This is a genomic window from Roseateles sp., from assembly GCF_965262435.1.
In the GTDB taxonomy this organism is placed as follows: domain Bacteria; phylum Pseudomonadota; class Gammaproteobacteria; order Burkholderiales; family Burkholderiaceae_C; genus Paucibacter_A.
In genome coordinates, this window is the sequence record NZ_OZ253537.1 from 4,942,417 (window position 1) to 4,956,897 (window position 14,481).

Consider the following 14,481-nt stretch of genomic DNA (forward strand, 5'->3'; position numbering starts at 1 on the left):
CCATGTTTCTCAAGAACTCCCGCTACGCCGGCCTGCCCACCGAGCGCATCAGCACGCCCGAAGGCAGCGTCGAGCTGGTGCGCTTGCGCGCCCTGCCGCCAACCACCGGCCTGCCCCATGCCCTGCAGTCGCATGAGCAGCTGGACGCGCTGAGCGAGCAGCACTATGGCGGCGACGCCAGCCGCTTCTGGCACATCGCCGATGCCAACAGCGAGCTGGAAGCCGCCGCGCTGAGCCGCCAGCCCGGGCGCCTGATCAATCTGCCCGAGAACTGACAGGCCACCACCGAGCCCACCCACCATGCCCAGCGCCGAGTACCGCCTCTTCATCGACAACCAGCCCCTGGACCGCGAACAGCTGGACCTGTTCACCAGCGTGCGCGTCGAGCAGGCCATGGGCATGGCCGCAGCGGCCGAGCTGGAGCTGCAACTGGCCACCGACGCCAAAGGCAGCTGGCAGGGCTTCGACGAAGCCTGGCTGACGCCGCTGGCGCGGCTGCGCGTCGAGGTGAAGGTCGGCGAGGGCGATTTCCAAGCCTTGATCGACGGCCCCGTGGTCGGCCAGCGCTACAGCCTGGAGGCCGCGCCCGACAGCAGCCGCCTGGTGCTGATCGTCCATGACGACAGCGTGCTGCTGGACCGCGAGGAGCGCGTCAAGGTGTTCGAGAACCAGCCGCTGGCCAGCCTGGTGGCCGAGCTGATCGAGGAGCCGGGCCTGAGCTCGCGCATCGCCGCCGGCTTGCCCGACGCCGCCAGCGCGCTCGACCGTTTCATCGTCCAGCGCGGCAGCAATATGCAGCTGCTGCGCCTGCTGGCGCGCCGCTTCGGCATGCAGGTCTATGTCGAGCCGGGCGCCGAGCCGGGCCAGTCGGTCGGCGTGTTCGAAAGCCCCGAGGCGCGCGACGAGGGCTTGCCCGAACTGGTGCTGCTGGGCCAGGACCGCAATATCGCCAGCTTCCAGGCCGAGTTCGACGCGCTGCGGCCGCAAGCGCCGCGTGCCGCCAGCGTGAGCGCCAGCGACAAGCAAACCCTCAGGGCCAGCGCCAGCGTCGCCGCGGCCGACCCCAGCCCCCTGGGCGAGCAGCCGGCCCATGCGCTGAGCCAGCCTGCCAGCACCCTGCTCTGCCATGGCCGCGAGGAACAAGCCGATCTGGACGCCGCCACCGCCGGCGTGGCGCAAGTCTCCGCCTGGGCCTACACGGCGCAGGCGGAAGTGGACAACGACCTCTACAGCGCCGTGCTGCGCCCCTACCGCCGGCTGCGCGTGGTCGGCGTCGGGCCGCAGCTCTCGGGCGACTACCTGATCGCCCGCGTGCTGCACCAGCTGGACGACAGCGGCTACCGCCAGAGCTGCTCGCTGAGCCGCAATGCGCGCAGCACCGCCGGTGCATCCGAGGGCCTGGCTGGCCTTCTTGCAGGAGCATTCTGATGGGCATGGGCATCGAGGAACTGGTGGTCGAGCTGGCAAGCCAGCAGCGCAGCCGCTTCTACGGCAAGTACCGCGGCATCGTCGACAGCACCGATGACCCCGAGGGCCTGGCCCGCCTGCGCGCCTATGTGCCCGAGGTTCTGGACACCGAGCTCTCGCCCTGGGCCCTGCCCTGCAGCACGTATGCCGGCCCCGATGTCGGCCTGCATGCCGTGCCGCCACCCGGCTCTGGCGTGTGGATCGAGTTCGAAGCCGGCGACCCGGCACGGCCGATCTGGGTCGGCGGCTGGTGGGGGCGCGGCGACCCGCCGCTCAACGAAAGCGGCAGCGCCCCGTCGCCCAAGCAGAAGACCTTGAAGAGCGACTCCGGCCTGATGCTGGCCCTGGACGACGACCAGCACAGCGCCACCCTCAGCGACAGCAGCGGCAGCAATCTGCTGACCATACGCGTCGACGAAGGCCAGGTGCGCGTGCTGGCCACGGCCAAGGTGGTGATCGAGGCGCCGCAGATCGAGCTGACCGATGGCGCCAGCCACCCCCTGGTCTTCGGCGACGACTTGCTGCAGTACCTGAACCAGCTGGTCAACATCTTCTGCACCCACACCCATGTCGGCGAGACGGTGCTGGGCATCCCGGTCACGCCCATGATCCCGACGCCGCCGTTCCCGCCGGCCACGCCCGCGCTGCTCTCGGTCCGCGTCAAGACCGGCTGATGCCCAGGAAGGAGCCTCCATGCCCAACCCTCTGAAAGCCGGCAGCGTGCACGACCTCGGCGCCAGCATGGCGGCCGAGATCGAAGCCGCCATGCAGCGCGAGTGGCAGGCCGCACGCGGCCGGCCCCTGCCGGGCGGCGCCGGCGAGCTGGACCGCCAGATCCTCTTCGCCGCCATCGCCCAGGGCGTGCTGCGTTACCTCTATGCCCACCGGACCGACCTGACGACCAACCGGGTGCATGACGACATCAACGGCGGTCATGTCCACCACAGCGACTTTGACCTACTGGAGAAGCCATGAGCAGCGGCCGCCACCTCGCTTTTCCTTTCCGCATCGGCAGCGACGGCCGCAGCGCGGCGCCCGCCGATCTGGCCGAGCATGTGCGCGGCGAGCTGATCCAGCTGCTGCTGACAGCGCCCGGCGAGCGGCCCTTTCTGCCGGGCTTCGGCGCCGGCCTCAAGCGCCTGGTGTTCGAGCGCAATGACCCGGTGGCGGCCGGCCTGAGCAAGGCCACGCTCAGCCGCAATCTCTCACGCTGGCTGGGCCACCGCATCGTCGTCGAGACCCTGGAGGTCGACGCCAGCCAGGCCACGCTGACGGTGGACCTGCGCTACCGCATCGTCGCCACCGGCGAGACCCGCGGCATGAAGCTGCAAGGCGGAGGCCGCTGATGGGCGCCGGGCCGGTCATGGACCGCGTCGTCCTGCATGCCGAGCGCCTGGCCCAACGCGCCGAGCAGCTCGATGGCCTGGGCGCCAACGGCATACGCCTGGGCTATATCAGCCTGGAGCCTGTGGCCAAGCCGAGCTTCGCCTGGCTGGACCTGGAATTCCTCAACGACCATGGCCTGGCCGCCCTGCCGCCGCCCGAGGCCTTCGAGGTCAGCGGCGGCCTGCGCGCCACGCAGACGCCGGTGCGGGTGCTCGCCGTGCTGGCCGACCCCGGCGGCAATCCGCGCGGCCTGCGCCTGCGCCTGGCCCCGGTCGGCGACTACAGCAGCTACACCCTCTCGACCCGGGCCAGCGGCCTGCCGCCGCCGGCCGATGCCCTGGCCGAGCTGATGGACCCGCTGTTCAACCGCTTGCCCTTCAAGTTCCGGCCGGGCTGTTTCAACCTCAGCTGCGCGCCGCCGGCCTCGGGCGCTCGCCCGGCCGCCGATGCGCCGGTGGTGGACACCCTGGCGCGCGACTACGACTCCTTCCGCCACCTGATGATGAGCGCCATGGCCGCGCGCGTGCCGGGCTGGGCGCCCAGCAGCGAGGCCGATCTGGACCAGGTGCTGATCGACCTGATCGCCGCGCGCGGCGACGAACTGGCCGACGCCCACGACCGGGTGATGGCCGAGCGCGCGCTGGGCACGGCGCGCAAGCGCGTCTCGCTGGCCCGCCATGCCCGCCTGGTCGACTACCACCTGCACCAGGGCCAGCAGGCCAGCACCACCCTGGCCGCGCAGATCGGCGCCGCCCTGCTGGACCTGCCCGCCCTGCCGGCCCCGCCCGGCGCGGCGCGCCCGGTCTGGGCCGTCTACAGCGGCCCGGCCTGGCAGTCGCCCGAGGCGCAGATCTTCGCCCCGCTATCGACCGGGCCGCGCTGGCGGCGGCGTTTCTTTGCCGAGCTCAATGAGCTGCGCCTCTACACCTGGGGCAACACCGTCAGCGCCCTGCCGAAGGGCGCCACCTGTGCCGACCTCAGCATCGGCGCCGCCACCAGCAAGAGCAGCGCCGAACGCCTGCGCGACTTGCTGCTGGGCCAGGCGGCCGAGCAGACCGGCGCGCCGGCCGATGTGGACGCCAGCGTGGACCGCCTGCTGCTCGAGGAGGTGCTCAACCCGCAGACCGGCACGCCCAACGGCCGCCGCCTGGCGCAGCGCCAGCTGCTGCGCCTGCTGCCGGGCCCGGGCCGCGCCCAGGTGCTGCAAGACCCGGTCAGCCAGGCCTGGTTCTGCCGCGTCCACTGGCGGCCCGAGGACGGGCTGCGAGAGAACTTCTGCTTCATCGCGGACTGCGGCCCGGTCAGCAAGACCGAGCTGAGCCTGTTCTACGGCAATCTGGTCGAAATGGGCCATGGCCGGCCACGCCTGGCCACGCTGCTGCCGCCGGGCACGCCCTTGGCGGCCGCCGATGCCGGCAGCCTGCTGGCCAGCCAGCAGGCGCATTGGCAGCCGCTCAGTCGGCCCCTGGGCGCCGGCCAGGTGCCGGCCGGCACACGCGCACCGCTGCCACGCGACCCGTCCATCGAGCCCCTGGCCTTCCGCGCCTGCGCGCCCGGCGGCGAACAGGCGCCGCGCTCCAGCCTGCGGGTGGAGGTGGACGGCACGCGCTGGGACGAACGCATCGACCTGATCGCCAGCGACGGCAGCGAAGAGCATTTCCAGGTCGAGACCGACGAGCTGGGCCAGAGCCAGCTGCGCTTTGGCGACGGCATCAACGGCGCGCCGCTGCCGGCCGGCGCCCGCGTGCTCTGCCAGTACCAAACCGGCGAGCCGCTGCGCGGCCATGTCGGCGCCGACACCTTGCTCAGCAGCAACCTGCCCCTGGGCCCGGGCGGCCGCATCTGGAACCCCTTCGATGTGGTCAACGGCCTGGCACCGGAAAGCCGCGAGCAGCTGCTGCGGCGCGCGCCCGAGGCCTACCGCCAGCGCCAGCGCCGCGCCATCACCCTGGCCGACTATGTGGCCGAGGCCGAGCGCCTGCCCGGCGTCTCCAGGGCCAATGCGCGTTATGCCTGGTGCGGCTCCTGGCGCGTGGTGCAGCTGGTGATCGACCCGGTCGGCGGCGGCCAGCCCGGCCCGGCCCTCTTGGCCGAGTTGCACGCCGCCCTGGACGCGCTGCGCCTGATCGGCGACGACATCGAGCTGCGCCCGGCCGCCCTGGTGCCGCTGGACGTCCGCCTGGTGCTGTGCGCCCAGCCCGGCTACTGGGTGGAAGACCTGCGCGCCGAGCTGCTCAGCGAGTTCAGCAGCGGCTGGACGCCGGACGGCCGGCGCGGCTTCTTCCACCCCGAGGCCTGGACCTTCGGCCAGGACCTGCACGCCAGCCAGCTGATCGGACGCGCGCTGGCGGTGCAAGGCATAGGCCGGGCGCTGCGCCTGAGCCTGCGCCGCTTCAACCACGGCGGCAGCGGCGGCGCGCTGAGCACGCTGGAGCTGGACCCGTCCCTGCCCCTGCCACCGGGCGCGCCGGCTGTGCTGCCCATCGGCCCTTTCGAGATCCTGGTGGTGGCCAACGACCCTGACATGCTGGAACGCGGCCGCATCGCGTTCGAGATCCAAGGAGGCCGGCGATGAGCTGCGACCACGATTGCAAGCGCCCGGCTCCCTTCCCGCGCCGCTTGAGCAACCGGCCCGGGCTGACACGCATCGACTACCGCATCGGCGACTACGGCCTGATGCGCGAACACATCTTCGGCCTGCTGGACGCCGCGCCGGCCCTGGCCGCCTGGACGCACCGCAAGGCCGACGATCCCGGCATCGCCCTGGTCGAAGCGGCCGCCCTGGTCGGCGATGTGCTGGCGCGCTACCAGGACCGCTATGCCAACGAGGCCTATCTGCGCAGCGCGCGCTGGCACGAGTCGGTGGTCGAGCTGGTGCGGGTGCTGGGCTACCGCTTGGCGCCAGGCCTGGGCGGCCGCGCCCGCTTCGCCCTGGCGGTCAAGGGCAAAGCGCCGGTGTCGGTGCCGGCCGGCTTTGGCATCAGCGTCAAGCTGCCGCATGCCGGAGCTGATGCCGCCAAGCCAGCCATCTTCGAAACCGAAGCGCCGCTGCTGGCCCGGCCGGCGCTGTCACGCTTTCATCTCTACCGCCCGCGCCACGTGCCCGACATCGTCAACGGCATGGACAGCTTCCAGCTCGCGGCCGGCACCGGCCCGGCCCTGGTGGCCGGTGACCGCCTGCTGCTCGGTATTGCGCAAGGCACGACCCTGAGCCACACCCAGATCGTCGTGGTCGACAAGGTCTGGGAAGCCTTCGGCGTGCGCCACATCAAGACCCGGGGCCGCATCGCCTGTTTGCTGGGCGCTTCAGCCAGCAGCGCGAGCAGCATCTCCAGCGGCGTCAGCGGCGTCAGCGGCATCAGCAGCATCAGCAGCACCTTCAGCGCCGGACGGCTGTCCGCCGGCATCTCCTATCTGCCGGCCTTCAGCGGCCTGCTTCACGCCGGCCTGGGCCTGGCGCTTCAGGTCTCGGCGCCGCAGCTGCGCGCCTACAAGCTGGGCGCCACGGCGCGCCATTTCGGCCACAGCGCGCCGCCCAGCCGGATCGCCGTGAACGAGGCCAACGGCCGCGTCAGCGAGGTGCCCGTCTCCTATGACCGGCGCCTGGACGCCGCCCAGGGCGACCCCGCCGGCCCGCAGCTGCGTCCGCGCCAGCTGCCACTGGACGGCGAGCTGGCCGACTTCAGCGCCGGCAGCGCGGTGCTGGTGGAGCTGAACCTGGCCAGCACGGCCGGCAGTTCCAGCCCGCGCAAGCGCGTGCTGGAGCGCCAGATCAGCCAGGTCGACCGGCAGTCCCTGGCCTGGGGCGGCGGCAGCGGCGCCAGCACGGTGCTGCAGCTGGACCAGGACCTGGCCCTGCAGGAAGGCGCCAGCGCGCTGCGCTGGGCCGACATCCGCGGCATCAGCGTGCACCAGGTCAAGGGCGAGGGTTTCAGCCTGCGCGCAGCCGCACAGGCACTGCCGCTGGCGCAAGGCCTGAGCTTCGACTTCTATGGCGAGCGCGAGGACGCCCTGGCCCTGCAGGACCGGACCTTGCTGCTGGCTCTGCCCGAGGGTCCGTTGGCGGTGACGGTGCAAGCTGTAAACGCGCAAGCCCAGGCCGGGCCCAGTTTTCACCGCCTGAGCCTGGACCGATCCCTGCCTTATGCCCGCTTCGGCCATGAGCAGCCGGGCGTCGATGTGCATGGCAATCTGGTCTGGGCCAGCCAGGGCAAGACCGAGAGCGAGGCTGTGCTTGGCGACGGCGACGCGCGCCAGAGCTTCCAGACCTTGGTGCTGCCCAAGACGCCGCTGACCTGGCTGCAAGACGGCGCGCTCAGCCCGCCACGCCGGCCCCAGCTGCAGCTGCGCGTCGGTCAGGTGTTATGGCGACAGGTCGAAAGCCTGTTCGGCCGGGGCCCGAATGAGCAGGTCTATATCGTGCGCGAGCTGGCGGACGGCCGCAGCGTCGTGCAGTTCGGCGACGGCCTCAGCGGTGCCCGCCTGCCCTCGGGTGTGGGCAATGTGCGGGTGCAGATGCGCAGCGGCCAGGGCGCTTACGGCCTGCCCGAGGGCGGCGACAAGCCCACGGCCGTGCAGCGCCTGACGGGTTTCGATGCCCTCAGCCTGCTGGAGCCGGCCATGGAGGGCGCCGCCCCGGAACCGGCCGCCAAGGCCCGCCAGGCCGCGCCCCTGCTGATGCAAAGCCTGGGCCGCATCGTCAGCCTGGCCGATTTCGAGGCCGAGGCCCTGAGCCTGGCCGGCGTGCTGAAGGCGCGCGCCAGCTGGCAGCTGCTGGACGGCGCGCCCCTGCTGATGCTGACCCTGCTGATGGCCAGCGGCCAGGCCGCCGATGCCGCCGCCGCCCAGCAGGCGCTGCGCCGGGCACTGGCGGCACGCGGGCCGGCGCGCTGGCCGCTCAGCGTGCGCATCGGCGAGCTGCTGCTGGTGCGCATGGCGCTGACGGTGGCGACCGAGCCCACACGGCATCCGGACGAGCTGCGTGCGGCCATCGCCGCCGCGCTCGGTGTGGTGGAGGCGGAGCCGGGCGCACCGGAGCAGGCCAAGGATGAAGACAGGGATGAACTCGGCCTGCTGCACTGGCGCCAGCGCCAGTTCGGCGAAGGCCTGCATGGCTCGCAAATCCTGGCGGCGGTGCAGCGGGTCAGCGGTGTGCGCTGGCTGCGCCTGGACCGCTTGCACGCGGCGACAGACACGAGCAGCCCGGTCCCCGCGCGCGACGGCCTGCCCCAGCTGCGCGCCGCCGCCCATCAGCTGCTCGGCCTGCGGCCGGCCGGGCTGAGCCTGCAATTCGTCGCCGATGAAGCGGAGAGCCGACCATGAGCGTGCTGGCCCAAACCCCCAGTCTGTACGAACGCCTGCCCGAGCTCTACCGCCAGCGCGATCTGGAGCAGAGCCCGCCCGGCCCGCTGCGGGCCCTGGTCGACAGCATGGACAGCGTGCTGCAAACCCTGGCCGAGCGCGTCGGCGCGCAGTACGACGACCTCTTCATCGAAAGCTGCGAGGACTGGCTGATCCCTTACCTGGCCGATCTGGTCGGCAGCTTGCATCTGAAGGGCGATGCCTGGACCCTGCGTGCCGATGTCGCCCGCACCGTCTTCCACCGCCGCCGCAAGGGCACGCTGGGCGCCGTCGAGTCGCAAGTGCATGCGCTGACCCAGTGGGCCGTGCACGTGGTCGAGCTGCGCGAACGCCTGGCCTGGAACCAGGCCCTCAACCATCTGCGGCCCCAGCCGCATGCGCGCACGCCCTGGCGCGAGGCCGCCGGCGGCGACCCGCGCCTGCCGGTGCGCGGCGGCATGGCGGCGCTGCGCTCGCCGGCCCTGCTGTCCCTGGTGGACGGGCCTTTCGACCCGCTGGCGCGCGTGGCCGACTTGCGGCCGCCCCTGCTGCAGGCCGACCCGCCGGTGGCCCGGCCGGCGCCCAACCTGCCCCATCTGGCCGTCTTCCTCTGGCGCCTGGCCGACTACCAAACCCCGGCCTCGCGCCCCAGCCCGCCGCATGCGCGCGTGGGCCAGCCGCCCTGGAATGCGATCGAGCCGGCGGCGCCCGGCGCGCCGTTTTACGCGGTGCGCTTCGAGCTGCACCCGCAGGGCGAGCCCCTGGTGCTGTTCAACACCCACCGCTTCCAGGCCGATGCCGACAGTCCGCGCCTGGCCGGCCGCGACGCGGTGCCCGGCCCCATGCCGCATGCGCTGTTGAACAGCCAGGGGGGGCGGCCCGAAGAGTACGTGCAGATCAACACTTACACCGGCAACAGCCCGCCGCTGCCGCCGGACGACGCGGTCGGACTGCTGCTGCATCTGCCGGCCCTGCCCTTTGCCGGCGTGGCCTGGACCCTGCGCGGCGCCGAGCTCTGCGCCTGGGAACAAGGCCTGAACCCGCCGCTGGCGCCGTTTGAGATCGCCATCGACGCCCACCATGGCCGCCTGGTCTTCGGCGTCACCGGGGCCGACACCAGCGCCATGGCCGAGCCGCTGCGCGCCGGCCTGCGCGTCTCGGCCACGAGCGGCTTCAGTGGCTTGAAGCGGCGCGAGGGCAGCGTCGGCGCCCAGCCCCTGCCGCGCACGCCCGCGCCGCTGCCGGCCGGCGCGACCCTGATCCAGGTGGACGGCATCAGCGTCACCCTGGCCGATGCGCTGGCCGACCTGGCCAGCCGCAGCGCGCCCTTGGTGATCGAGATCGTCAACAGCGACACCCACCGCCTGGACTTGGCCGCCGTCAGCGGCATTGGCCTGGACCCCGGCGGGCTCGCCTTGCACCTGCCGCCGCCGGCCATCCTGCCCGCCGAGGCCGACCCGAACGAGCGGCCCTGGCCCCTGACCCTGCGCGCCGCCAGCGGCCATCGCCCGGTGATACGCCTGGTGCAGCCGCTGCGTTGGCGGCCGCAGACCGTGCTGGGCCAGCCGGCCGCCCGGCACGCGCTGCAAAACGTACGCCTGCAAGGCCTCTACCTGACGCGCGACGCCGCCTTCCCGGCCGGCGCCGCGCTGATCGAACAGGCAGCGCTGAACCGCCTGGAGATCGAGGGCTGCACCCTGGACCCGGGCGGCGCCTGGCTGCTGGACGGCACGCGCCACGGCAGTCGCGGGCCCCTGCACCCGGCCCTGCGCCTGCGCGCCGACCTGGGCCTGAGCCCGGCCGAGGCCGATGCCTTCGGCCAGACACCGCAGATCGTGCTGCGCCACTGCATCAGCGGCGCGCTGGCGGTGGACCGCGGCCATCTGCTGGGCCTGCAGGCCTGCATCGTCGATGCCGGCGCCGGCGTGGACGAGGCCACGCCCGCCCTGGCCTTGAGCTCGGCCAGCGCCGACCCCGAGCTGCGCTGGGGCGCCCCGTTAGCTTTCCAAGGCTTGACCGTGTTCGGCCGCAGCCGGCTGGAAGTGGCGCGCGGCGCCGGCGGCATCTTTGTGCACCGCCTGCAGGTGCACGACACGCAGGACAGCCACACGCTGGAGTTCGCCTCCCGTGGTGATGGCAATGAAGGCGAAGCGGACCTGATGGCCCTGCTGGCCAAGCCGGGCAGCTGCATCCGCGAGAGCTGGTTTCGCGGCCAGGGCGACCGCCTGCCCCAGCACTACGCCTGCCTGTTCGGCACACAGGCGCGCCTGCGTTTTGGCGACGAACGTTTCGGCATGCCCGCCTATGCCCAGCTCGCGCTCTCGGCCGACCGCCGTTTGCGCGAGGAGGGGCCGGGCGCCGATGAGATGGGGGCTTTCGGCTTTCTGGCCAACAGCCACCGCTGGAAGAACGCCAGCATCCGGCTGCGCGAATTCATGCCGGTGGGCGTGCGCGCCCTGCTGGTCCCGGTCAGCTGAGCGATCCAAGGAGTGATCATGAAGGGCGACTTTTCTTTTATCGGCTTCGACCCCGCGAGCGGCTACAGCGGCGTCCTGCATCAGCAGGGCCGCGTGCTGCTGGACCGCGACTGGAACGACGCCCAGGCCATCGCCGCCCATTTGCGCGCCCAGGCCGCCGGCGACAGCTTTGGCTGGGGCCTGCTGGCCGTGCCGGCCAGCGCCGCTGCGGCCTGGCAGGTGCTAGAGGCACGCAGCAGTGCCGCCGGCATCCAGCTGCGCCTGGCCGCCGGCCATGCCTGGGCCTCGGGCCTCTTGGTGACCCTGGCCAAGGACAGCAAGTTCGAAGCCAGCTATCTGGGCCCGCCGCTGACGGCTGCCGTCAGCGCCGCCAGCATTGGCGCCGGGGTGCGCGATGCGGTGGTGCTGGAGGTCTTCGAGGACACGGTCAATGGCTGGCAGGATGCCGCAAACCTGATCGAGCCGGCCCTGGGCGGGCCCGACACCACCGAGCGGGTGCGCGCCTTCACCCAACTGCGCCTGCTGCGCCTGGGGCCCAACGAAGACTGCGCGGCGGTGGCCGCCCTGGTCGACGACCCGGCCAAGCGCGGCAAGCTCAGCGTCACACCGGCGGCCGCCATCGTCATCAACGGCGACTGCCCGCTGGAGGCCGCCGGCGGCTACACCGGGCTGGAGCATTTCCTCTACCGCATCGAGATCGCCGAACCGGCCGGCGGCCAGGCGCGCTTCAAATGGTCGCAGTTCAACGGCGGCCTGGTCGGGCGCGGCAGCTTCACGGCCGGCGCCCTGCCCGGCAGCGGCCGGGTGGACATCACGGCCAACCAGGCGGCCATCCAGCTCAGCGGCAGCAGCAGCTTCTACCTGGAGGCCCTGGCCTACGACGCGGCATTGGGCCACTGGGCCCTGCGCTGCAGCGCCCAGGCCGCCCTGGGCAGCGACGGCGAGCTGACGCTGAGCCAGATCAGCGGCGCCTGGCCGGCCGGGCCCGGCGGCACCGCCTTTTTCCGCCTCTGGAACGGCATCGAGCCGATTGCGCCCTATGCCGGCGGCGCGCCGCTGCTGTTCCGCGAGGGCATCGAGCTGCACTTCGAGCCGCCGGCCGCCGACCTGTCCAACTACCGCCCGGGCGACTGGTGGAGCTTCCCGGTGCGCGCCAACGGCCTCAGCTTCGAGCCGCCGCACTGGCCGCTGGCGGCGCCGCCCTCGGGCCGGGTGATCCGGCGCGTGGCGCTGGCCGAGATCCACTGGCAGGCCGATCTGAGCGCCCGCTGGGAGCTGGGCCAGATCGAGGACTGCCGGAAGATCTTCCGGCCGCTGAGCCAGCAAAAGATCTGCTGCAGCTACATCGTCGGCGACGGCCTGAGCAGCTTTGGCGACTTCAACTCCATCGAGCTGGCCCTGCGCCACCTACCGGCCGAGGGCGGCGAGATCTGCCTGCTGCCGGGTCTGCATCACTGCAATGCTGTCATCCAGCAGCGGGTCAACGTCAGCATCCGTGGCTGCGGCGCGCGCACCCGGGTGCTGCCGCGCGAGGGGGCGCTGGACCAGCCCATCTTCAGCGTGATCGACTCCCGCCGGGTCGAGATCGAGCACATGGACCTGGTCACCTTGGGCGGCACGGCCTTCTGGATCGCCGGCAGCGAGCCAGGCTTGTGCGACGACATCCGCATCAGCGGCCACCGCATCCTGGCCTGCACCCATGCGCTGCGCGCCGTCAAGGCCAGCCATCTGAACATCGAGCACAACCACATCCGCATGTTCGACAAACCCGGCGGCCTGGCCGCCCTCGATGTGGCCGGCGACGATGTGCGCATCGAGCGCAACGACATCGGCCTGCTGCCGGCCGAGCTGACGCCGCCCGTAGACCGCGACAACCCGGACGATCCAGAGGACCCGATCAACCCGGTGGACCCCTGCGTGCGCCTGGTCGGCGTCTACAAGCGGCCGCGCGTCTTCATCGCCTATGTCAACAAGATCTGGCAGATCCAGCTGCCCCTGAGCCTGCTGCTGCAATTGCTGCGGCCCTACCGTGCGCAAGGTGGCATCGTGCTGCGCGCTGGCAGCGAACGGGTGCAAGTGCTGGACAACCAGCTGTGCGGCGGCGCAGGCAATGGCATCACGCTGGGCTCGCCGGCATCCCAGCCCACGGAGCCGCCGGGCGACCCGGCCCCCGCCCCCAGCTTCACCGTGCCGCGCGGGCGCGATGCGCGTGTGCAAGGCCGGGTGCTGGGCCCGGATGAGAAACCTCTGCCGGGCGTGCAGATCACCCTGCGCCGGCGCGAGGACGGCACCCAGCGCACCTTCACCTCGTCCAGCCCCGACGGTCTGTTCCAGGCCGGCCTCATTGAGGGCACCTACGAGATCAGCGAGGGCGCGGTCGACCTGGAGATCGACAAGGTCGACGTCCAGCCCGTGCAGGATGGCAATGTGCTGCTGGTGACGGTGCTGCTCAAGCGCAGCGTCACGCCGCCCCCGCCGGAGCTGGGCTTTCTCTACGACATCGCCATCGAGCGCAACCGCATCAGCGCCATGGGCTTGTGCGGCATCGGCGTGCCGCTGGCATCGCCAATCCCGGCGGGGGGCCTGCGCCGCCGCAGCTCCCTGGCGGCCGCACTGGCCCTGCTGGGCTCGCCGGTGATCGGCCTGGCCATCCGCGACAACCAGCTGCTGGGCAATTTGCGCAATCCCTTCGACTCGGCCTTGCGCGCGGCGGCGCAGCAGCGCGGTCTGGGTGGCATCTCGCTCGGCATGGTGGACGAGGGCGCGATCAGCGGCAACCGCATCGAGGGCCATGGCCGCAGCGGCATCGACCCGGTCTGCGGCATCTATGTGCAGTACGGCGAGACGCTGGATATCAGCCACAACACCATCGTCGACAACGGCGCCCTGCCGACCGAGGCGAACGCGCAGCTGCAGCCGGGCAAGCGCGGCGGCGTGCTGCTGCAGGCGGTGGCGAACTTCGGCCTGTTCGCCCTGCTGCGCCAGATCAAGCTGGCGCCGGCGCAGTCCGGCTCGCCGCGGCCCTCGGCCAGCGCCGCGCGCCTGCTGGCCAACCACATCGAGCAGCCGGTCGGTTGCGCCCTGGTAGTGCTGGCCCTGGGTCCGCTGATGGTCAATGACAATGTGCTCGCCAGCGAGCGCTCGGCCGGCGGCAAGCAGCTCGATGCCCTGGTCGGCACGGTGCTGCTGATCAATCTGGCCGGCGTGCAGCAGAGCGGCTTGTCGGTGCAGATGCAGGGCGCCCAGGCCGGCGCTGAAAACGCTGAAGGCGCGGAAGCCGATGGCGGCAACCAGCCCGCCGGCGCACTCAGCAGCCCACGCGTCGGCGCCCGCCTGCAGACGGTGCAGGCCAAGGCCCATCAGGCGCAGGCCGCCGCCCTGCTGCCGGGCGGCGCGACCCAGTTCAACTGCAACCAGGTGCGCGCCGGCGCCCTGCAGCAGGCGCCGCTGACCCAGCTGCTGCTGTCCTTCGACGACCTGGGCTTTGCCGACAACCAGGTCTACACCGACCAGACCGCACCGGTCTTCGCCAACACCTTGATCTGGGCGGCCAGCCTGCGCGCCACCGGCAACCGCCTGCGCGAGCGCGCGGCGGTGAGCAATCTCTCGCTGCTGACCATTTCCAGCCGCATGAACAACACCAGCTTCAACCAGGGTGACCACTGCATCGTCTCGCAGGACACCGACCCCAGCCCACCCCATACCGTGCAAAGCGGCAACCAGGTCTTGTTCCCGAGCGCCGTCTGCGCGCGCCTGAACATGATCACCGCGCTGCTGTTCAAGCCGGTCAACCACAGCATCAAGGCCTAGT

Annotated in this window: 9 protein-coding genes; all 9 read left to right on the top strand. The window is 71.9% G+C overall.

Annotation, left to right across the window (positions count from 1 at the left end; translation table 11 throughout):
- Nucleotides 1-2 precede the first annotated feature (2 nt).
- The 9 genes from ACQY39_RS21270 to ACQY39_RS21310 are packed head-to-tail and all read left to right on the top strand — an operon-like array spanning nt 3 to nt 14,480.
- The gene (locus tag ACQY39_RS21270) at nt 3-275 is read left to right on the top strand and encodes a hypothetical protein (protein ID WP_428509638.1); all 273 of its coding nucleotides are present in this window, start codon (nt 3-5) and stop codon (nt 273-275) included.
- 25 nt (nt 276-300) lie between these two features.
- Nucleotides 301-1,428, top strand: coding sequence for a phage late control D family protein (locus ACQY39_RS21275; RefSeq protein ID WP_428509640.1), 1,128 nt, complete (start codon nt 301-303; stop codon nt 1,426-1,428).
- Complete coding sequence (locus tag ACQY39_RS21280) at nt 1,428-2,141, top strand: phage baseplate assembly protein V (RefSeq protein WP_428509642.1); 714 nt, start codon at nt 1,428-1,430, stop codon at nt 2,139-2,141. Before ACQY39_RS21275 ends, ACQY39_RS21280 begins: the two co-directional genes overlap by 1 nt.
- Before the next feature lie 19 nt (nt 2,142-2,160).
- Nucleotides 2,161-2,442, top strand: a complete 282-nt coding sequence (locus tag ACQY39_RS21285) for a hypothetical protein (protein ID WP_428509644.1) — start codon at nt 2,161-2,163, stop codon at nt 2,440-2,442.
- Nucleotides 2,439-2,813: a GPW/gp25 family protein gene (locus ACQY39_RS21290; protein WP_428509646.1), complete on the top strand. Its 375-nt coding sequence runs from the start codon at nt 2,439-2,441 to the stop codon at nt 2,811-2,813. Before ACQY39_RS21285 ends, ACQY39_RS21290 begins: the two co-directional genes overlap by 4 nt.
- Before the next feature lie 17 nt (nt 2,814-2,830).
- Nucleotides 2,831-5,428, top strand: coding sequence for a baseplate J/gp47 family protein (locus ACQY39_RS21295; RefSeq protein WP_428509648.1), 2,598 nt, complete (start codon nt 2,831-2,833; stop codon nt 5,426-5,428).
- The gene (locus ACQY39_RS21300; RefSeq protein ID WP_428509650.1) at nt 5,425-8,175 is read left to right on the top strand and encodes a hypothetical protein; all 2,751 of its coding nucleotides are present in this window, start codon (nt 5,425-5,427) and stop codon (nt 8,173-8,175) included. The genes ACQY39_RS21295 and ACQY39_RS21300 overlap by 4 nt, the downstream gene beginning before the upstream one ends.
- Entirely contained in the window at nt 8,172-10,670 is a 2,499-nt protein-coding gene (locus tag ACQY39_RS21305) for a phage tail protein (protein WP_428509652.1), read from the top strand. The genes ACQY39_RS21300 and ACQY39_RS21305 overlap by 4 nt, the downstream gene beginning before the upstream one ends.
- 18 nt (nt 10,671-10,688) lie before the next feature.
- Nucleotides 10,689-14,480 carry a DUF6519 domain-containing protein gene (locus ACQY39_RS21310; RefSeq protein WP_428509654.1) on the top strand — a complete coding sequence of 1,264 codons (3,792 nt, stop codon included), beginning with the start codon at nt 10,689-10,691 and terminating at the stop codon, nt 14,478-14,480.
- Nucleotide 14,481: the final 1 nt, after the last annotated feature.